The sequence below is a fragment of the Streptomyces sp. NPDC030165 genome (genome assembly GCF_055573595.1).
The window spans coordinates 225,611-243,725 of the sequence record NZ_JBVIBD010000007.1; the positions used below are offsets into that span (position 1 = coordinate 225,611).

At 69.6% G+C, this 18,115-nt stretch carries 16 protein-coding genes and 1 pseudogene; 10 read left to right on the forward strand and 7 right to left on the reverse strand.

The window, feature by feature from the left end:
• Positions 1-2: 2 nt before the first annotated feature.
• The 6 genes from ACZ4Z1_RS15995 to metG all read left to right on the forward strand — a co-directional run bounded on the left by ACZ4Z1_RS15995 (position 3) and on the right by metG (position 6,685).
• Positions 3-500, forward strand: a complete 498-nt coding sequence (locus ACZ4Z1_RS15995; protein WP_468487200.1) for a S1 RNA-binding domain-containing protein — start codon at positions 3-5, stop codon at positions 498-500.
• A gap of 195 nt (positions 501-695) precedes the next feature.
• Entirely contained in the window at positions 696-2,297 is a 1,602-nt protein-coding gene (locus tag ACZ4Z1_RS16000; RefSeq protein ID WP_468487201.1) for an MFS transporter, read from the forward strand.
• Between the two features lie 135 nt (positions 2,298-2,432).
• Positions 2,433-2,840: a YciI family protein gene (locus ACZ4Z1_RS16005; protein WP_468487202.1), complete on the forward strand. Its 408-nt coding sequence runs from the start codon at positions 2,433-2,435 to the stop codon at positions 2,838-2,840.
• A gap of 20 nt (positions 2,841-2,860) precedes the next feature.
• Positions 2,861-4,006 carry an RNA polymerase sigma factor gene (locus ACZ4Z1_RS16010; RefSeq protein ID WP_468487325.1) on the forward strand — a complete coding sequence of 382 codons (1,146 nt, stop codon included), beginning with the start codon at positions 2,861-2,863 and terminating at the stop codon, positions 4,004-4,006.
• Positions 4,007-4,061: 55 nt separating this feature from the next.
• A complete protein-coding gene (locus ACZ4Z1_RS16015) occupies positions 4,062-4,841 on the forward strand; it encodes a class I SAM-dependent methyltransferase (protein WP_468487203.1) in 780 nt (259 codons plus the stop codon).
• 134 nt (positions 4,842-4,975) lie between these two features.
• Complete coding sequence (gene metG, locus ACZ4Z1_RS16020; protein WP_468487204.1) at positions 4,976-6,685, forward strand: methionine--tRNA ligase; 1,710 nt, start codon at positions 4,976-4,978, stop codon at positions 6,683-6,685.
• Positions 6,686-6,751: 66 nt separating this feature from the next.
• Here metG and ACZ4Z1_RS16025 read toward each other — a convergent pair whose 3' ends face one another.
• The 4 genes and pseudogenes from ACZ4Z1_RS16025 to aspS form a co-directional block, all read right to left on the reverse strand.
• Positions 6,752-7,186, reverse strand: a complete 435-nt coding sequence (locus tag ACZ4Z1_RS16025) for a PIN domain-containing protein (RefSeq protein WP_468487205.1) — start codon at positions 7,184-7,186, stop codon at positions 6,752-6,754.
• The gene (locus tag ACZ4Z1_RS16030; RefSeq protein WP_468487206.1) at positions 7,183-7,392 is read right to left on the reverse strand and encodes a type II toxin-antitoxin system VapB family antitoxin; all 210 of its coding nucleotides are present in this window, start codon (positions 7,390-7,392) and stop codon (positions 7,183-7,185) included. Before ACZ4Z1_RS16030 ends, ACZ4Z1_RS16025 begins: the two co-directional genes overlap by 4 nt.
• 105 nt (positions 7,393-7,497) lie before the next feature.
• Positions 7,498-7,884 (reverse strand): annotated as a pseudogene (locus ACZ4Z1_RS16035) (Uma2 family endonuclease); the annotation flags it as partial.
• A 207-nt stretch (positions 7,885-8,091) separates the two neighbouring features.
• Positions 8,092-9,855 carry an aspartate--tRNA ligase gene (gene aspS / locus ACZ4Z1_RS16040; RefSeq protein ID WP_468487207.1) on the reverse strand — a complete coding sequence of 588 codons (1,764 nt, stop codon included), beginning with the start codon at positions 9,853-9,855 and terminating at the stop codon, positions 8,092-8,094.
• Positions 9,856-10,017: 162 nt separating this feature from the next.
• On the opposite strand from aspS, the gene ACZ4Z1_RS16045 reads away from it, so the two are divergent.
• Entirely contained in the window at positions 10,018-12,270 is a 2,253-nt protein-coding gene (locus ACZ4Z1_RS16045) for an ATP-binding SpoIIE family protein phosphatase (RefSeq protein ID WP_468487208.1), read from the forward strand.
• Here ACZ4Z1_RS16045 and ACZ4Z1_RS16050 read toward each other — a convergent pair.
• A complete protein-coding gene (locus tag ACZ4Z1_RS16050; RefSeq protein WP_468487209.1) occupies positions 12,171-13,319 on the reverse strand; it encodes an AI-2E family transporter in 1,149 nt (382 codons plus the stop codon). The two genes, ACZ4Z1_RS16045 and ACZ4Z1_RS16050, sit on opposite strands and share 100 nt — an antisense overlap.
• A gap of 118 nt (positions 13,320-13,437) precedes the next feature.
• Entirely contained in the window at positions 13,438-14,394 is a 957-nt protein-coding gene (locus ACZ4Z1_RS16055; RefSeq protein ID WP_468487210.1) for a pirin family protein, read from the reverse strand.
• Positions 14,395-14,643: 249 nt separating this feature from the next.
• Here ACZ4Z1_RS16055 and ACZ4Z1_RS16060 point away from each other — a divergent pair, with 249 nt between their 5' ends.
• Entirely contained in the window at positions 14,644-14,892 is a 249-nt protein-coding gene (locus ACZ4Z1_RS16060) for a hypothetical protein (RefSeq protein ID WP_468487211.1), read from the forward strand.
• A gap of 57 nt (positions 14,893-14,949) precedes the next feature.
• On the opposite strand, the gene ACZ4Z1_RS16065 is transcribed toward ACZ4Z1_RS16060, so the two are convergent.
• Entirely contained in the window at positions 14,950-15,420 is a 471-nt protein-coding gene (locus tag ACZ4Z1_RS16065) for an SseB family protein (RefSeq protein ID WP_003980379.1), read from the reverse strand.
• Positions 15,421-15,507: 87 nt separating this feature from the next.
• Here ACZ4Z1_RS16065 and ACZ4Z1_RS16070 point away from each other — a divergent pair, with 87 nt between their 5' ends.
• Together ACZ4Z1_RS16070 and ACZ4Z1_RS16075 are read left to right on the forward strand one after the other, a co-directional pair.
• The gene (locus tag ACZ4Z1_RS16070) at positions 15,508-15,957 is read left to right on the forward strand and encodes a hypothetical protein (protein WP_468487212.1); all 450 of its coding nucleotides are present in this window, start codon (positions 15,508-15,510) and stop codon (positions 15,955-15,957) included.
• 282 nt (positions 15,958-16,239) lie between these two features.
• A complete protein-coding gene (locus ACZ4Z1_RS16075; protein ID WP_468487213.1) occupies positions 16,240-18,066 on the forward strand; it encodes an acyl-CoA dehydrogenase in 1,827 nt (608 codons plus the stop codon).
• Positions 18,067-18,115: the final 49 nt, after the last annotated feature.

Consider the following 18,115-nt stretch of genomic DNA (forward strand, 5'->3'; position numbering starts at 1 on the left):
TGATGGCATACTCTACAGGCACCGACAGCTCGCTCCCGGACGCACTGACCCCCGGGAAGGTATGCAGGGGGCGCGTGCGCTCGGTGACCGACTTCGGCGTGTTCGTTGACCTCGACGGGGTCACAGGATTCGTAACCGTACCCAACATTACGTGGGATCGAATTGAGCACCCGTCACAAGCAGTACAGGTGGGCGAGGAAGTCGTAGCTGTAGTGCTCAGTGTCGACCCAGAGCGTCAGCAACCCTCCGTATCCATCAAAGATCTTCAGCCTGACCCGTTCATCAGCTTTGCGCGGCACCATATCGGCACCACGCTGACCGGCGTAATCACCAGGATTTCACCGGTCGGAATCTTCGTTCTCCTGGAGAAACCTATCATCGGCTTCATTCCCACATCCGAAGCCCCCCTCGACCAGGCACTCAGAGTCAACGATGAACTAACAGTGAAGGTCGCCAGTATTAGCATCACGGATCGCCAAGTCATACTTTCGCCAAATTGATATAGGCAATCAAGCAGCCACCTCGGGTGATCACCGAGCGGACATTCAGGAACTCGGGCAGCAGTCGGTGCGCGGCGGACACAGGAAACCTTCTGACGAGCGCAGGAACGGTCCTGCGCCTACGCTGGACCAATGCTGCGGCTCCCCGCATAGCCGGGGTGGCCGTTGACCGTTCAGCGGTGGAGGCGGGTCCTCATGAGCCAGAGCCAGAGTCGGACGCAGGGGCCGGGGCAGAGGCCGGAGGCGGGGGCGGCGGACGGGGTGGGGGGACCTGACCCCCGGCGGTGGTGGGGGCTTGTTGTTATTGGTGTGGCGCAGTTGATGGTGGTGTTGGATGCCACGATTGTGAATATTGCGTTGCCGTCTGCGCAGCGGGAGCTGCACATGTCGGATGCGAATCGGCAGTGGGTGATCACTGCGTACACGCTCGCGTTCGGTGGGTTGTTGTTGCTGGGTGGGCGGATCGCCGACCTGGTGGGGCGGAAGCGGGCGTTTGTCACGGGGCTGGTGGGGTTCGCGGTGGCGTCTGCGCTGGGTGGGGCGGCGTCGGGGCAGGGGTTGTTGTTCGGGGCGCGGGCTTTGCAGGGGGCGTTCGCTGCGATGTTGGCTCCGTCCGCGTTGTCGTTGTTGACGACGACGTTCACGGATGGGAAGGAGCGGGGGAAGGCGTTCGGGATTTTCGGCGCCATTGCGGGTGGCGGGTCGGCGATCGGGCTGATTGCGGGTGGATTGCTGACGGAGTATCTGGACTGGCGGTGGTGTCTGTATGTGAATGTGCCGATCGCGGTGGCAGCGATCGCTGGGGCTTGGGTGTTCTTGCATGATCGGCGGGGGCATCGCGAGGTTCGGCTGGATGTGCCGGGGGTGGTGTTGGGGTGTGGTGGGCTGGTCGCGATTGTTTACGGGTGCAGTGAGGCGCAGCCTCGGGGGTGGGGTGATGGGCTGGTTGTGGGGTTGTTGGTGGGTGGGGTGGTGTTGTTGGCCCTTTTTGCTTGGTGGCAGGGGCGGGCGCGTTCGCCACTGTTGCCGTTGCACATCGTGCGGGACCGGAATCGTGCGGGTGCGTTTTTGACCATGGCGTTGGCGGTCATCGCCATGTTCGGGATGTTTTTGTTCATGACGTATTACTTGCAGGTGGTGTTGGGGTATTCGCCGGTCAAGACGGGGTTGGCGTTTCTTCCGGTGACGGTGATGATCATCATTGGGTCGACACAGATATCGGCTCGGCTGCTGCATCATCTGCCGCCGCGTGTGCTGATGGTGCCGGGCGCGGTGTGCGCGGCGGCGGGCTTGTCCTGGCTGACGACGTTGACCGCTGAGCCCGCGTACGTGTCGCATGTACTGCCGTCCGAGCTGCTGATCGGCCTCGGGTTGGGGCTGATCTTCATGCCGGTGATGTCCACGGCCACGTCGGGGGTGGCGCCGCAGGACTCGGGAGTGACGTCCGCGACCGTCAACACGGCTCAGCAGGTGGGGGGTTCGATCGGTACGGCGTTGCTGAACACCATCGCCACGTCGACGAGCGCGACGTACATCGGGAGTCACCTGGCCTCGGCGGCGCGGGAGTCCGGCGGCCGTCTCACGCCCGCGGTGCGGGAGGGGGTCGTCAAGGACGGTGTCGTGCACGGCTTCACGGTGGCGATCGGGTGGGGTGCGGGGATCATGCTGCTGGCGGCGGTGGTCGCGGGGGTGATGGTGAATGGGAGGGCGCCCAAGCATGGGGGCGGAAGCCCGTCCGGACCCGGGTCCGGGGCCGCAGGGTCGGCTTCCGAGGGGGCGGGGGCGCCCGTGCGGTGAGGCCGCTCCGCTGGAGGGGGCCCGCAAAGAACTCCCGGAAGAATCTCGGGCGTCGGTGTCGAGATCTGGTGACGGGCTCCGTCCTCGTAGTGAACGCGGCCACAATGGGCCGCATCCGCACCGAGGAGACTCACCATGGCCAAGTACCTGCTGCTGAAGCACTACCGCGGCGCCCCGGCTCCGGTCAACGACGTGCCCATGGACCGGTGGACGCCGCAGGAGATCTCGGACCACGTGCAGTACATGCAGGACTTCGCGGACCGGCTGGAGAAGACCGGCGAGTTCGTCGACGGGCAGGCGCTCGCCTCCGAGGGGGCGTGGGTCCGCTACGACGGTGAGGGGCGTCCGCCGGTCACGGACGGGCCGTTCGCCGAGACCAAGGATCTGATCGCCGGCTGGATGATCATCGACGTGGACGGTTACGAGCGCGCCGTCGAGCTGGCCGGGGAGCTGTCGGCCGCTCCCGGGGCGGGCGGAAAGCCGATCCACGAGTGGCTGGAGGTGCGCCCGTTCCTGGCCGCGCCGCCCACCGTCACGGAGTGACCTCGGACGTGACCTCGGAATTGGATGAGGCGCTGCTCCGGGACCTGGTGCCGAGCGTGCTGACCGTCCTCGGCCGCCGCGGAGCCGACTTCGCGGCGGCCGAGGACGCCGTACAGGACGCGCTGGTCGAGGCGGTCCGTACCTGGCCGGACGGGATGCCACGGGATCCGAAGGGCTGGCTGGTCACTGTGGCCTGGCGCCGGTTCCTCGACGCGACCCGGGCGGACGCGGCCCGTCGCCGGCGTGAGGAGCGCGTCGACGAGGAGCCGGCACCGGGGCCCGCGCCCTCGGTGGACGACACGCTCCAGCTCTACTTCCTGTGCGCCCACCCGTCGCTGTCGCCGTCGTCCGCGGTCGCGCTCACGCTGCGCGCCGTCGGCGGGCTCACCACGCGCCAGATCGCCCAGGCGTATCTGGTGCCCGAGGCCACGATGGCGCAGAGGATCAGCCGGGCCAAGCGGACCGTCTCCGGCGTACCGTTCGAGCGGCCCGGCGATGTCGCCACCGTGCTGCGCGTCCTGTACCTGGTGTTCAACGAGGGGTACTCCGGCGACGTCGACCTCGCCGCCGAGGCCATCCGGCTCACCCGGCAGCTCGCGTCCGTGATCGACCACCCGGAGGTGGCGGGCCTGCTCGCCCTCATGCTGCTGCACCATGCCCGGCGCGCCGCCCGGACCGCGTCCGACGGCAGCCTGGTGCCGCTCGCCGAGCAGGACCGGGGGCGGTGGGACACGGGGGCGATCGCCGAGGGTGTCGCGGTTCTCCAGGCGGCGCTCGCCCGCGACCGGCTGGGCGAGTTCCAGGCGCAGGCCGCCGTCGCGGCGCTGCACGCCGACGCGCGTAGGGCCGAGGAGACCGACTGGGTGCAGATCGTCGAGTGGTACGACGAGCTGGCGCGGCTGACCGACAGCCCGGTCGTCCGGCTCAACCGCGCGGTGGCCGTCGGTGAGGCCGACGGGCCGCGGGCCGGTCTGGCGGCGCTCGCGGAGCTGGACGACTCCCTGCCCCGTCGTACCGCGGTGGCGGCGTACCTGCACGAGCGGGACGGCGACCTGCCGAAGGCGGCGCGGCTGTACGCGGAGGCCGCCCGGAAGGCGTCCAACCTCGCCGAACGTGATCACCTGACGCGCCAGGCCGCCCGGCTCAACGCCCTGAGGGGTGGCTGACAGGCCGCACGCGGAACAGTCCGTGCCGGAGAGCACGCCTCAGTACGCTGGCCTCGTGTTCACCCCCGAGGGACCGACGCTCCGCGAGCTGACCGTGCAGGCGCTCTCCTCCGTGGAGCGCGGCTACGACCTGCTCGCCCCGAAGTTCGATCACACGCCGTTCCGTACGCCCGACCGGATTCTCGACGCGACGGCGGAGGCGTTGCGGGGACACGGCCCGGCTGGGAACCCGGCCGGGCGCCCCTCCGAGCATCCCTCCGGTGCCCCGTTCGAGGCCGGGCTCGACCTCTGCTGCGGCACGGGTGCGGGCATGGGTGTGCTGCGGTCCCTGTGCCGGGAGCGAATCGTGGGGGCCGACTTCAGTGCGGGGATGCTCGCGGCGGCCCGCCGGACCGTGGCCGCGCCTGCGCGTACGGGGCCCGCCGTCGCGTACGTACGCGCCGACGCCCGCGCCCTCCCCTTCACCGCCGCCTTCGACCTCGCCGTCACCTTCGGTGCCCTCGGCCACTTCCTGCCCGCCGAGCGCGCGGCCGTCTTCGCCGGGGTGCACCGGGCGCTGCGGCCGGGCGGCGTCTTCGCCTTCCCGGTCGCCGCGCCGCCGTCACCCCGTTCCGCGCTGTACTGGACGCTGCTCGGATTCGACACGGTGATGCGCGTACGGAACGCGCTGTGGCGTCCGCCGTTCGTCATGTACCACCGGACCTGCGCGCTGCGCGACATACGCGCCGACCTGCGCGCGGCCGGGTTCACCGTGGAGCTCGTACCGGTACGGGGAGCCGCCCGCCGCCGCGACGGCAGTCCCGGCTGGGCCCTCGTGGTGGCCCGGCGGCCCTGATCACGCGGAAGAGACGATCAAGGGCCGTACGGGAGCGGAAAACCGGGCGCGGGCGCCCCGTACCGGTCCAGTACGATATTGACGTTCCGTAGAACAAAACCTCACTCACCGTAGCGACTTGGGAGCAGCCGGCAATGGCTCGACACCTCATCACCAGCGCCCTTCCGTACATCAACGGGATCAAGCACCTGGGCAACATGGTGGGGTCCATGCTCCCGGCCGATGTGTACGGGCGGTATATGCGCCAGCGCGGCCACGAGGTGCTCTACATCTGCGCGACGGACGAGCACGGCACGCCCGCCGAGCTGGCGGCCAAGGACGCCGGCCAGTCCGTCGACGCGTACTGCGGCGAGCAGCACGACGCGCAGAAGGCGATCTACGACGGCTTCCACCTCCGCTTCGACCACTTCGGGCGCAGCTCGTCGCAGCAGAACGTGGAGCTGACCCAGCACTTCGCGCGCAAGCTCCACGAGAACGGCTTCATCGAGGAGCGGGCCATCCGGCAGGTCTACTCGATCGCCGACGAGCGCTTCCTGCCGGACCGCTACATCGTCGGTACGTGCCCGCACTGCGGCTACGACAAGGCGCGCGGCGACCAGTGCGAGAACTGCACCCGCGTGCTGGACCCGACCGACCTGATCGACGCGCGGTCGGCGATCAGCGGCAGCAGCGACCTGGAGGTGCGCGAGACCAAGCACCTCTTCCTGCTCCAGTCCAAGCTCCAGGGCGAGGTCGAGCAGTGGATCGACGACAGCAGCGCGGAGTGGCCGACGCTGGCGTCGTCCATCGCCCGCAAGTGGCTGACCGAAGGGCTCCAGGACCGGGCGATCACCCGTGACCTGGAGTGGGGCGTGCCGGTGCCGGCCGACGTGTGGCCGGAGCTGGCCGCCGAGGGCAAGGTCTTCTACGTCTGGTTCGACGCGCCGATCGAGTACATCGCCTCGACGAAGGAGTGGGCGGACGCCGACCCGGCGAACCGCGACTGGAAGTCGTGGTGGTACGAGGCCGACGACGTGCGCTACACGGAGTTCATGGCCAAGGACAACGTCCCGTTCCACTCGGTGATGTTCCCGGCCACCGAGCTGGGCACGCGGGAGCCGTGGAAGAAGGTCGACTTCCTCAAGGCGTTCAACTGGCTGACGTACTACGGCGGCAAGTTCTCCACCTCGCAGCGGCGCGGCATCTTCACCGATGCGGCGCTGGAGCTGCTGCCCGCCGATTACTGGCGCTACTTCCTGATCGCCAACGCGCCCGAGTCCGACGACACGTCCTTCACCTGGGAGCTGTTCTCCTCCTCGGTCAACAAGGACCTGGCCGACACCCTCGGCAACTTCGTCAACCGGGTGCTGTCCTTCTCCCGCAAGCGCTTCGGCGACGAGGTGCCGGCGGGCGCGGAGGCCGGAGAGGCCGAGGCGAAGCTGGGCGAGCAGATCGCCGAGCTGCTGGCGGAGTACGAGGGCCACATGGAGGCCCTCCAGTTCCGCAAGGCGGCGGCGGCTCTGCGGGCGCTGTGGAGCGCGGGCAACTCCTACCTGGAGGAGAAGGCGCCCTGGCTGGAGATCAAGACCGACCAGGAAGCGGCGGCGCTGACGCTGCGCACGGCGATGAACCTGATCCACCTGTACGCGATCGTCTCGGAGCCGTTCATTCCGGGGGCCGCGAAGGCCATGCGCGGCGCGTTCGCGCTGGAGAACGACACGGCGGCCTGGGTCACGGCGGACGAGGCCCGCGCGCTGGCCTCGGTCCCGGCCGGTACGGCGTTCACCGTGCCGCCGGTGCTCTTCGCGAAGATCACGGAGGATGACCTGGCGGCGTACCGGGAGCGGTTCGGCGGCGGCGAGTAGGGCGCAGACGGCAAGAAGAAGGGCCCAGACCACCACTGGAACCAAAGGTCGGTCCGGGCCCCTTCCTCACGTCTCCCGCTTCGGTTCCTCACCCGGCTCCGCCAGCCAGCACGCCGGCTGACCGGTACGCCGCGAGACCGTGTCGAAGTCACGGTCGTAGTGCAGCAGCGTCATCCCGGAGAGCTCGGCGGTGGCGGCGACGATCAGGTCGACCGGGCCGGCGGAGCGGTGTTCGCCGTGGTCGGTGAGGAGTTGCTGCACCTCACGGGCTCGCTGGAAGACCCGGTCGGGTACAGGAGTCCAGACGAACGTCTGGCGCAGTTCTTCCTGTATGCCATCCCGGTCCAGGCGCGAACTCGCCGAGAACAGAACCTCGATCTCCGTGAGGTCGCACATGGCGATCAACCCGTTGCCCATAGGCTCTGCCCAATGCTCGTCATACGCTTCGCTGCTCAGCAGTCGTACGGCGGCGGAGGTGTCGATCAGATACGGAGAGTTCACCCGCGGTAGTTCCTCTTGTCGAGGAGAAGATCGAAGTCGCCGCGCGCACCCCTCTCCCTGAGCTTTGCGAGCGCTATGGCCCGACTACGCCGCTTGGCCACTTCCATCAGCGCCGTATTGACGGTGTCCTTCTTGGTCTTCGTGCCGAGGAGCTTCGCGGCTTCCGCCAGCGCCTCGTCGTCGACCTCCAGCAGAAGTTTCGACATGCGGACCGACCCCTCTATATAAGCCCAATAAAACGGTATATCGCAGACTGCTCGGCGGTCCAGTGAACCGTCGACACAACGCCCCCGGAACCACCCCTGGCTGCCTTAGTGCACCCAGCCCTTCAGCGGCTCGGTGTCCAGGTCGATGCCCACCGGATCCGGCAGGGTGACCACCTTCCCGAACGGCACCGTCAGGAGCATCTCGTAGCGTCCGCCGTCGGGCTGCGAGTGCACCTTGACCTCGCAGGCGTCCCGGTCGATCAGCAGGTACACCGGGATGCCGGTCTCGGCGTAGGCCTTCGGCTTCTCCTCGCGGTCCCGGCGATCGGTGTCGTGGTCACGGGAAGTGACCTCGACGACCATGAGGACTCCCTTGGGGTCCGCCCACTCGCCCTGGCCGACGAAGGTATCTCTCGGCGCGAGGCAGCCGGCAGGGCGAGCGTTGCCCGTCCGGTACTGCTCGACCCGCAGCCCCTGTCCCACGTGAAGCCAGCTCCTCGAACTGCTCCTGACTCAGCACACTCGCGTACTCCTCGACGACGCCCACGCCGGTCTCCTCCGGGGCCGGCGGTGCGCTGCACCGTACGTCTTACCTGTCCGCTGCGGCCGGAGCCGTTTCGGGTTTCGTCATTTCCGGAGCGTGGCACGCGAAAGAGCCCGCGACCATAGGATCGCGGGCCCTTCACACGTATGAACGAACTACTTCACCTGCGGCTTGCGGATCGACAGGTGCAGCTCCTTCAGCCGCGCCTCCTCGACCTCGGTCGGGGCGCCCATGAGCAGGTCCTGGGCGTTGCCGTTGAGGGGGAAGGCGATGGTCTCGCGGATGTTGGGCTCGTCGGCGAGGAGCATGACGATGCGGTCGACGCCGGGGGCGATGCCGCCGTGGGGCGGGGCGCCGAACTTGAAGGCGCGGAGCATGCCGCCGAACTCGGCCTCGACGGTGTCCTTGTCGTAGCCGGCGATGGCGAACGCCTTGTACATGACGTCCGGCTCGTGGTTGCGGATGGCGCCGGAGGACAGCTCGACGCCGTTGCAGACGATGTCGTACTGCCAGGCCAGGATGTCCAGCGGGTCCTTGGTCTCCAGCGCTTCCAGACCGCCCTGGGGCATGGAGAACGGGTTGTGCGAGAACTCGATCTTGCCGGTGTCCTCGTCCTTCTCGAACATCGGGAAGTCGACGATCCAGCAGAAGCGGAACTCGTCCTCGACGAAGTTGCCGGTGCGCTTGGCGGCCTCGACGCGGACCGCCCCCATGATCTTGGAGACCTCGTCGAACTCGCCCGCGCCGAAGAAGACCGCCGAGCCGGGCTTGAGGTCCAGGGCCTCGACCAGGGTCTTGACGTCGTCCTCGGTGAGGAACTTGGCGATCGGGCCGGTGAGGGCATTCGACTCGCCGACCCGGACCCAGGCCAGGCCCTTCGCGCCCTGCTGGACGGCGAAGTCACCCATCTGGTCGAAGAACTTGCGCGGCTGATCGGCGGTGTCCGGCACGGCCAGGGCGCGGACGTGCTTGTCGGCGAACGCCTTGAAGCCGGAGCCGGCGAAGACCGAGGAGACGTCGACCAGCTCCAGCTCGGCGCGGAGGTCCGGCTTGTCGGAGCCGTACTTGAGCATCGACTCGCGGAAGGGGATCCGCGGGAACGGCGAGGTGACCGTGCGGCCGCCGCCGAACTCGGTGAACAGCTCGGTCATCAGCTGCTCGATCGGGCCGAAGACGTCCTCCTGCTCGACGAAGCTCATCTCGACGTCGAGCTGGTAGAACTCACCCGGCGAGCGGTCCGCGCGGGCGTCCTCGTCGCGGAAGCAGGGCGCGATCTGGAAGTACCGGTCGAAGCCCGCGATCATCAGCAGCTGCTTGAACTGCTGCGGGGCCTGCGGCAGCGCGTAGAACTTGCCGGCGTGCAGGCGGGACGGGACGAGGAAGTCGCGGGCGCCCTCGGGGGAGGTCGCGGACAGGATCGGCGTCGCCATCTCGTTGAAGCCGAGCGCGGTCATCTTGTGCCGGATGGCGGAGATGACGGCGGTGCGCAGCATCAGGTTGCGGTGCATGCGCTCGCGGCGCAGGTCCAGGAAGCGGTATTCGAGGCGCTTCTCCTCGTTGACCCCGTCCTCCGCGTTGATCGTGAAGGGGATCTGCTCGGCGGCGCCCAGCACCTCGACGGCGGTGACCTCGACCTCGATCTCGCCGGTGGGCAGGTCGGGGTTGACGTTGTCCGCGCCGCGGGCGCTGACCTTGCCGTCGATCCGGACGACGGACTCCTTGGTCAGCGAGCCGAGCGCCTCGTTGGCGGGGGTGCCGGGGCGGGCGACGAGCTGGACCAGACCGTAGTGGTCGCGCAGATCGATGAAGAGGATGCCGCCCAGGTCACGTCGGTTGTGCAGCCAGCCGCTGAGGCGGACATCGGTGTCGACGTCCGCGGCTCGGAGCTCGCCACAGTTATGGGACCGGTACCGATGCATCGCTCATCCAAGTCGTCGCAAGTGGAGATGTGACAGTTTCCGCTCCAGGTTACCGGTCACCCCACCGCCCTTGTTTGTCATATGCACGTCAGAATGGCCATGGGATGATGGTCGTGCCCGCCGCGCTGGTCGGGTCCCCTCAAACCCACATAAAGTGATGCAATGCGCACCAAGGACCTCCTGGCCGCCACCGCGACCGGCCTGTGGCGCTGGGACAACGTCTCGGGAGAGGTGACCCTCGACGCCGAGACCGCCCGGCTGCTGGGGCTGCCCGCGGAGCCCGCCGAGCTGTCCGAGGCGGCGGTGCGCTCCCGCCTCCACCCGGCCGACTTCGCCGAGATCACCGGCATCGTCAACCTCGCCGTCACCGAGAGCAGCATCGCCGAGGCCCGGCTGCGCGTCATGGACAGCGCGGGCCGGGTGCTGCGCACCCTGCGCACCCGCTCCCGCGCCTTCCTGCGCAGCGAGACCGACCACACGGACTACGAGCTGGTCGGCACCGTCCAGGAGATCCTGGAGGCGCAGCCCGGCACCGCCTCCCCGCACGCCCCGGTCACCGGCGACTGGCGCCGCTCCCGCGAGGCGTTCCTGCTGGACGCGGGCCGCGCGCTCGCCGAGGCGCACTCCACCGCCGAGGTGCTGCGGGTCGCCGCCGGCCTGTCCATGCCCGGCTTCAGCCCGGACGGCCTGGCGGTCTTCGGCATCGAGGGCGACCGGATCTCCGTCATCGGCCACCACGGGCACAAGCAGGGCGACATCGCGCCCTTCGTCGACATGCCGCTGGACACCGACTATCCGGCCGCCGAAGTGGTACGGACCGGCCGCGCCGTCTACCTGCCCACCCCCGAGGACTACCGCCGCCGCTACCCCGCCACCTGGCCGCTGGCCGAGCCCTTCAACCGCACGTCCTGGGCCTTCCTGCCCCTGGTCAGCGCGGGCCGCACGATCGGCGCCTGGATGGCCGGCTTCGGCACACCGGTCGCCTTCACCCCCGACGAGCGCTCGGTGCTCACCACCGTCGCCCGGATGCTCGCCCAGGCACTGGCCCGCGCCGGTGACCAGGAGTCGCGCCGCGAGCTGACCGACGGCCTGCAGCGCAGCATGAAGCCGACGGTGCATCCGGACATCCCCGGGATGACGGTGGCGGCGCGGTACGTGCCGACCGGCGGCGGCCTGGAGGTCGGCGGCGACTGGTACGACATGATCACGCTGCCGTCCGGCCGGATCGCGCTGGTCATCGGCGACGTACAGGGCCACGACGTACGGGCAGCGGGACTGATGGGACAGCTGCGGATCGCCCTGCGCGCTTACGCCTCCGAGGGCCACCACCCGGACGCGGTGCTCTCCCGCGCCTCCCGCTTCCTGGCCGGCATCAACGACACCGAGTTCGGCGGCGAGGATCCGCGCTTCGCCACCTGCCTCTACATCGAGGTGGACCCGGCGACCGGCCTGCTGGACATCGCGCGGGCCGGCCACCCCGACCCGACCGTCCGGATGGCCGACGGGACCGTACTCGTCCGGCCCACCGCCGGCGGCCTGCCGCTGGGCATCGTGCCGGACACCGATTACCCCACCACCCGGCTCGTCCTGGAGCCCGGCGAGACGATGCTGGTCTGCACGGACGGGCTGATCGAGACCGGCGGGCACGACCTGGAGTCGGGCTGGGCGCGGCTGCGGCACGTCATCGAGACGTACGGGGCCGAGAACGCCGGGGAGGGGGCCGCGGAGGCCCTGGAGACGGCGGCCGCCCCGACGCTGGAGGACGCGGCGGGCCTGGAGAAGCTCGCCGACGCCCTGGTCCAGGCCGTGCACGGCCCGCCCTCGTACCACACCACCGGCCCGTTCCTGGACCGCCGCGAGGACGACATAGCACTGCTGCTGCTGTGCCGCGAGGGCGGCAGCTGCGGGATCGGTACGGGCGGCTCGGCGGCACACCGCCCTGTCCGCCGTACGGTGCTGACCGTCCGGCAGGCCGAGCCCGAGCGGATAGCGGAGGCCCGCAGCCAGGTCCGCGACGTGCTGCACGACTGGGCCGACGAGGACCAGGTCGACTCGGCCGTGCTGATGGTCTCCGAGATGGTCACCAACGTGCTGATGCACACGGACGGCGACGCGCTGCTGGTCGCGGAGATCACCGGTGAGAAGGGCAGCCGCCGTATCCGGGTCGACGTCGCGGACAGCAGCGACGAACTGCCGCACCGCCGCACCCCGGGCGAGCTGGCGTCCTCGGGGCGCGGTCTGGTGCTGATGGAGCTGCTGGCGGGCGCGTGGGGCGTGGATCCGCGCGGCGACGGCAAGTCGACGTGGTTCGAGCTCTACGAGGACGCGGCGGGCGGCGCCGAGCCCTCGCTGTCGGACCTGGCAGCGCCCGCGGTCGAACCGCCGTCCGATCCGCTGCCCGAACCCGCGGCGTAGTGCCGGCGCAGCTCCGAGAGCACGCCGAAGGCCGCCGCGGTCAGCGGCACGGACAGCAGCATCCCCATGACTCCGGCGACGCTGGCGCCCGCGGTGATCGCCAGCATCACGATCGCCGGGTGCATCTGGACCGTACGGCTCTGCACCATCGGCTGGAGGATGTGGCCCTCCAGGAAGAACACCACCAGGACGATGCCCAGCGTCCAGATCGCGATGGCCGGGCCGCGGTCGTCGGCGAAGGCGACCAGCACGGCCACCGAGCCGGACAGGAACGAGCCCAGGTACGGGATGTAGGCGCCGACGAAGACCAGCGCGCCCAGCCCGACCGCGCCGGGCACCTGGAGGATCAGCAGGCCGACGGTGATGCCGACGGCGTCGATCAGCGCGATCAGCGTCGTACCGCGCATGAAGCCCTCGATGGCCTGGAAGCCGCGGCGGGCCATCTTCTCCAGGCCCGGCGCGGAGTCGCCGGGCGCCCAGTCGTGCAGGGCGCGGACGGCCTTGTCGGAGTCGCGCAGGAAGAAGAACGTCAGGAACAGGGCGAGTACGGAGGCGGCGAGGGCGGCCGCGACGACGCCGACGCCCTCCAGGAGGCCGCTGGCCGCGGTGCCGCCGAACTTCCCTATGAAGGGCTTGGCGTTGGAGACGATGTCGTCCAGTGAGGTCCCGGCGGCGCCGAAGTGCCGGGACACCTCCTTGGCGGCGTCCTTGAGCGAGGCGATGATCTGGTCGCCGGTGTCGATCAGCGCGCTGACGACGATGTACCCGGCGCCCCCGACCACCACGACCAGCAGAGCGCAGGTCAGCCCGGCGGCCAGTGAACGGTTCAGCTTCATCGCCACCAGCCGCCGGTAGACCGGCCCGAGCAGCGCACTGCCGAGCAGGGCCAGCAGGACGGGGGTGACGGCGGCGCTCAGGGTCACGCACAGCCAGACGCCGACGGCCGCCACCGCGGCGACGAGCAGGCCCAGGCCGCACCAGGCCGCGGCGCGGCGGGCGGCGGCCGGGAGCAGTGGCTGACGGTCCGGGGATCTCAGATCGTTTCGCACTCTGCCAGTGGATCACGGGGCCGCCCGCGGGTGGCGGCATTCCGCCGCGAGCGGATGCGGCCCTGATGCGGGCCGGGGCGGGTACGGGGCGCGTCCGGCCCGTACCCGCCCTCCCGGCTCAGTGCTCTTCGGCCGGTACCGTCCCCAGCCGGCCGGCCTGGAAGTCCTCGAAGGCCTGGGCCAGTTCGGCGTGGGTGTTCATGACGAACGGGCCGTAGTGCATCATCGGCTCGCGGATCGGCTGCCCGCCGAGCAGCACGACCTCCAGATTGGGGCTGCGGGACTCCTGCGTGGCGTCCGCCCGGAGGGTCAGCGAGTCGCCGCCGGGGCCGAACACGACGGACTGCCCGGTACGGAACGGGCGCCCGAGCGGACCCGCGGTACCGCGTCCGGCCAGCCCGTACGCCAGCGCGTTGAAGTCCTGGCGCCACGGGATGGTCACCTCGGCACCCGGGTTGACCGACACGTGCATCATCGTGATCGGCGTGTGCGTGATCCCCGGCCCCTCGTGACCGTCGATGTCGCCCGCGATCAGCCGCAGCAGCGCGCCGCCGTCCGCCGACGTCAGCAGCTTGACCTGGCCACCGCCGATGTCCTGGTAGCGCGGCGCCATCATCTTGTCCTTCTTGGGCAGGTTCACCCACAGCTGGAGGCCGTGGAAGAGCCCGCCGGTCATGACCAGTTCCTCCGGCGGCGCCTCGATGTGCAGCAGGCCGGAGCCCGCCGTCATCCACTGGGTGTCGCCGTCGTTGATCACACCACCGCCGCCGTGCGAGTCGCGGTGGATGAAGCTGCCGTCGATCAGGTACGTGACGGTCTCGAAGCCGCGGTGCGGGTGCCAGGGGGTGCCCTTGGGCTCGCCCGGCGCGTACTCCACCTCGCCCATCTGATCCATCATGATGAACGGATCCAGGTACGTGTAGTCGATGCCGGCGAAGGCACGGCGTACCGGAAAGCCCTCTCCCTCGAAACCGCCGGGCGCGGTGGACACCGCGAGCACGGCCCGCGGCCGGGCGCCGGCGGGCGCCGCCACCCGCGGCAGGGTCAGCGGATTCTCTACGGTCACTGCGGGCATGACGGCCTCCTCGGTCGTTCGACTTTCAACTTAGTTGAACCCTGAACAACCTGCAAGGCGTCACTCATTCCCAAGGCCGGAGCGACGAGGAAAGCGCTGGTCACGGCGGTGCACGGAAGCGGTGTACAGCGCACCGTTTCCGGCACACGCAGACCTTTCGCGCCGGGCGGGCGGTGCGCGCACTCTGGACGCATGGGCACATCCGCTCAGGACCCAGCGGGCCGTGATCGCGCTGGTCGTCATCGTGGCGTGGCCGTCTCCGTCGGCGGCTCCGACGGGGGCAAGGACGAGAGCGGCGGCTCCGGGACGCCCTCCGCGTCCGCCGGAAAGGGCAGGATCACCAAGGAGATGTACGACCGGGTCCTCACAGGCATGACCGAGCGCGAGGTCACCGCGATCACCGGCCCGTGCGAGTCCTCGGCCGACGGGCTCGGCAACGTCTCGCTCACCATCTCCGACGGGAAGCTGGTGGCAAAGGCGCAGGCCGGACTGGACTGACGGGCGCGGAAGCGGAAAGAGCGCGGCGGCACCGTCGGGCGCCGCCGCCGGGAGACGTCAGCCGTACATCCGCCGCATCGCGAAGTCCACCATCTGCTCCACCGACTTGGCGTCGAAGACCATCCGGTGATCGCCCTCCATGTCCAGGACGAAGCCGTAGCCGGTGGGGAGCAGGTCCAGCACCTCGGCGCCGGTGATCACGAAGTACTTGGACTCCTTGCCCGCGTACCGGCGCAGTTCCTTGAGCGAGGTGAACATCGGGATGACCGGCTGCTGCGTGTTGTGCAGCGCCAGGAACCCGGGGTTGTCGCCGCGGGGGCAGTAGACCTTGGACGTGGAGAAGATGCCCTGGAAGTCCTCCGCGGACATCGAGCCGGTGGTGAAGGCCCGCACCGCGTCGGCGAGGGAGGGCGGGGACGGCTCGGGGTAGAGCGGCTGCTCGCCGTAGCCGCCGGGGGCCGGGTGCTGCGGCGGGGGCGCACCGTACTGCTGCTGCCCGGCGCCCGCGTTCTGGTCGTAGCCGTACATGCGGCACAGCGTACTGAGTCGGCGCGGCGCGTACGCCGCTACGTTGGAGGCGTTCCGAGCCCGCCGACCGACCGAGGCCCTGTACCGATGACCGACCGCGACCGACCGAAGCCGCGCATCACCCGTGGCGGCGTACTGCTCACCGTCACCGCCGTGAGCGCCTGCGGGCTGATGCTCTTCGGCGCCTTCCAGCTCCGCCAGGCGGGGGCCGCCTGGTCCTTGACGTACGAGGCCACCTCCTCCGGCGGGCCGCCGCACGCCACCGAGGTGCGCTACCAGCGCTCGGACGACGGCGATCAGCGCGAGGAGCGGACCGGTGAGCGGCGGCTGCCCTGGCGCAAGACGGTGGTCGTGGACGCCGGCGAGGAGGCGCGGGTGGAGGTGCGGCCGGCCGGGAACGGCACGGCATCCTGCCGGATCCTGCTCGACGGCCGGCGCCAGGTGGCCTCGGGGACGTCGCCGGAACCGGGGAAGCCGGCCGTGTGCCGGGTGACCACCAGTGACGCGTCACAGAAGTGGCCGGAACAGCCGGAATAGCCTGAACAGCCGGAATGGCCGGAATGGTGCCATGGGGGGCGTGAGGAAGCAGGGCAGGGCCACTCGGACCTCCGGAAACGGGCGAAAAAGGGCCTCGTGGCCCTCCGGGGCGTACGCCAGGGGCCCTGGCGCCGCTCAGGGACGCTCGTCACAGATGGGCGGTCAGGGGTTGCTTCTTATTACCGACGGGTAGCATCATCGTAGCTACTTGCTGGTATTGCGTTTGAGGTCCCGCGCTTCCAAGCGCTGGGTCTCCTCCCGAACCCTTACGGAGCCGTACCCATGGGCCACTACAAGTCGAATCTCCGCGACATCGAGTTCAACCTCTTCGAGGTGCTCGGCCGCGACAGCGTGTACGGCACCGGACCGTTCGCGGAGATGGACGTCGACACCGCCAAGAGCGTGCTGAGCGAGATCGCCCGGCTCTCCGAGAACGAGCTGGCGGACTCCTTCGCCGACACCGACCGCAACCCGCCGGTCTTCGACCCGGACACCAACACCGCTCCGGTGCCCGACACCTTCAAGAAGAGCTACCAGGCGTACATGGACGCCGAGTGGTGGCGCCTGGGCATCCCGGAGGAGATCGGCGGCACCACCGCGCCGCGCTCCCTGCTGTGGGCCTTCGCCGAGACCATCCTGGGCGCCAACCCGGCGATCTGGATGTACGCCTCCGGGCCGGCCTTCGCGGGTGTGCTGCACGAGGAGGGCACCGAGGAGCAGCACAAGATCGCCCAGCTGATGGTGGACAAGCAGTGGGGCTCCACCATGGTGCTGACCGAGCCCGACGCGGGCTCGGACGTCGGCGCCGGCCGCACCAAGGCCACCCAGCAGGCGGACGGCACCTGGCACATCGAGGGCGTCAAGCGCTTCATCACCTCCGGTGAGCACGACATGTCCGAGAACATCGTGCACTTCGTGCTGGCCCGCCCCGAGGGCGCCGGCCCGGGCACCAAGGGCCTGTCGCTGTTCATCGTGCCGAAGTACGACTTCGACTGGGAGACCGGCGAGCTGGGCGAGCGCAACGGCGTCTACGCCACCAACGTCGAGCACAAGATGGGCCTGAAGGCCTCCAACACCTGCGAGATGACCTTCGGCGCCAACCACCCGGCCAAGGGCTGGCTGCTGGGCGAGAAGCACGACGGCATCCGCCAGATGTTCAAGATCATCGAGTTCGCGCGGATGATGGTCGGCACGAAGGCCATCGCCACCCTCTCCACCGGCTACCTCAACGCCCTGGAGTACGCCAAGGAGCGCGTGCAGGGACCGGACCTGGCCGCCTTCACCGACAAGACCGCGCCGCGCGTCACCATCACCCACCACCCCGACGTGCGCCGCGCCCTGATGACCCAGAAGGCGTACGCCGAGGGCATGCGCGCCCTGGTGCTCTACACCGCGACCGTCCAGGACGAGATCATCGCCAAGGAGGCCGCGGGCGAGGACGCCTCCGCCGCGACCCGCCTGAACGACCTGCTGCTGCCGATCGTCAAGGGCTACGGCTCGGAGAAGTCCTACGAGCAGCTGGCCCAGTCGCTGCAGACCTTCGGCGGCTCCGGCTACCTCCAGGAGTACCCGGTCGAGCAGTACATCCGCGACGCCAAGATCGACACCCTCTACGAGGGCACCACCGCCATCCAGGGCCAGGACTTCTTCTTCCGGAAGATCGTCCGCGACCAGGGCCAGGCGATGACCGCGCTCTCCGAGGAGATCAAGAAGTTCCTCGCGGAGGCCGTCGGCGGCGAGGCGCTGGAGGCGGCCCGCGGCGAGCTGGCCAAGGCCGCCGCCGACCTGGAGGCGATCGTCGGCGCGATGCTGACCGACCTGGCCGCCACCGAGAAGGACGTGAAGTCCATCTACAAGGTGGGCCTGAACACCACCCGCCTGCTGATGGCCTCCGGTGACGTCGTCATCGGCTACCTGCTCCTGAAGGGCGCGGCGGTCGCGAGCGAGAAGCTGGCGGGCGCCTCCAGCAAGGACAAGCCGTTCTACGAGGGCAAGATCGCGGCGGCGAAGTTCTTCGCGCACAACGTGCTGCCGGGCGTATCCGTGCAGCGTGGCCTGGCCGAGACCGTCGACCAGTCGCTGATGGAGCTGGACGAGGCCGCGTTCTGAGGTGACCCGAGGGGCCCGGCGCGCTCTGCGGGCGTTCTAAGGACGGTTT

What these genes read in the sequence shown, in the direction of transcription:
- ACZ4Z1_RS16070 (WP_468487212.1), top strand. Translation starts at nt 15,508, where the DNA reads ATGACCGACCGCGACCGACCGAAGCCGCGCATCACCCGTGGCGGCGTA.
- ACZ4Z1_RS16005 (WP_468487202.1), top strand. Translation starts at nt 2,433, where the DNA reads ATGGCCAAGTACCTGCTGCTGAAGCACTACCGCGGCGCCCCGGCTCCG.
- ACZ4Z1_RS16075 (WP_468487213.1), top strand. Translation starts at nt 16,240, where the DNA reads ATGGGCCACTACAAGTCGAATCTCCGCGACATCGAGTTCAACCTCTTC.
- ACZ4Z1_RS15995 (WP_468487200.1), top strand. Translation starts at nt 3, where the DNA reads ATGGCATACTCTACAGGCACCGACAGCTCGCTCCCGGACGCACTGACC.
- ACZ4Z1_RS16045 (WP_468487208.1), top strand. Translation starts at nt 10,018, where the DNA reads ATGCGCACCAAGGACCTCCTGGCCGCCACCGCGACCGGCCTGTGGCGC.
- aspS (WP_468487207.1), bottom strand. Translation starts at nt 9,855, where the DNA reads ATGCATCGGTACCGGTCCCATAACTGTGGCGAGCTCCGAGCCGCGGAC.
- ACZ4Z1_RS16065 (WP_003980379.1), bottom strand. Translation starts at nt 15,420, where the DNA reads ATGTACGGCTACGACCAGAACGCGGGCGCCGGGCAGCAGCAGTACGGT.
- ACZ4Z1_RS16055 (WP_468487210.1), bottom strand. Translation starts at nt 14,394, where the DNA reads ATGCCCGCAGTGACCGTAGAGAATCCGCTGACCCTGCCGCGGGTGGCG.
- metG (WP_468487204.1), top strand. Translation starts at nt 4,976, where the DNA reads ATGGCTCGACACCTCATCACCAGCGCCCTTCCGTACATCAACGGGATC.
- ACZ4Z1_RS16030 (WP_468487206.1), bottom strand. Translation starts at nt 7,392, where the DNA reads ATGTCGAAACTTCTGCTGGAGGTCGACGACGAGGCGCTGGCGGAAGCC.
- ACZ4Z1_RS16000 (WP_468487201.1), top strand. Translation starts at nt 696, where the DNA reads ATGAGCCAGAGCCAGAGTCGGACGCAGGGGCCGGGGCAGAGGCCGGAG.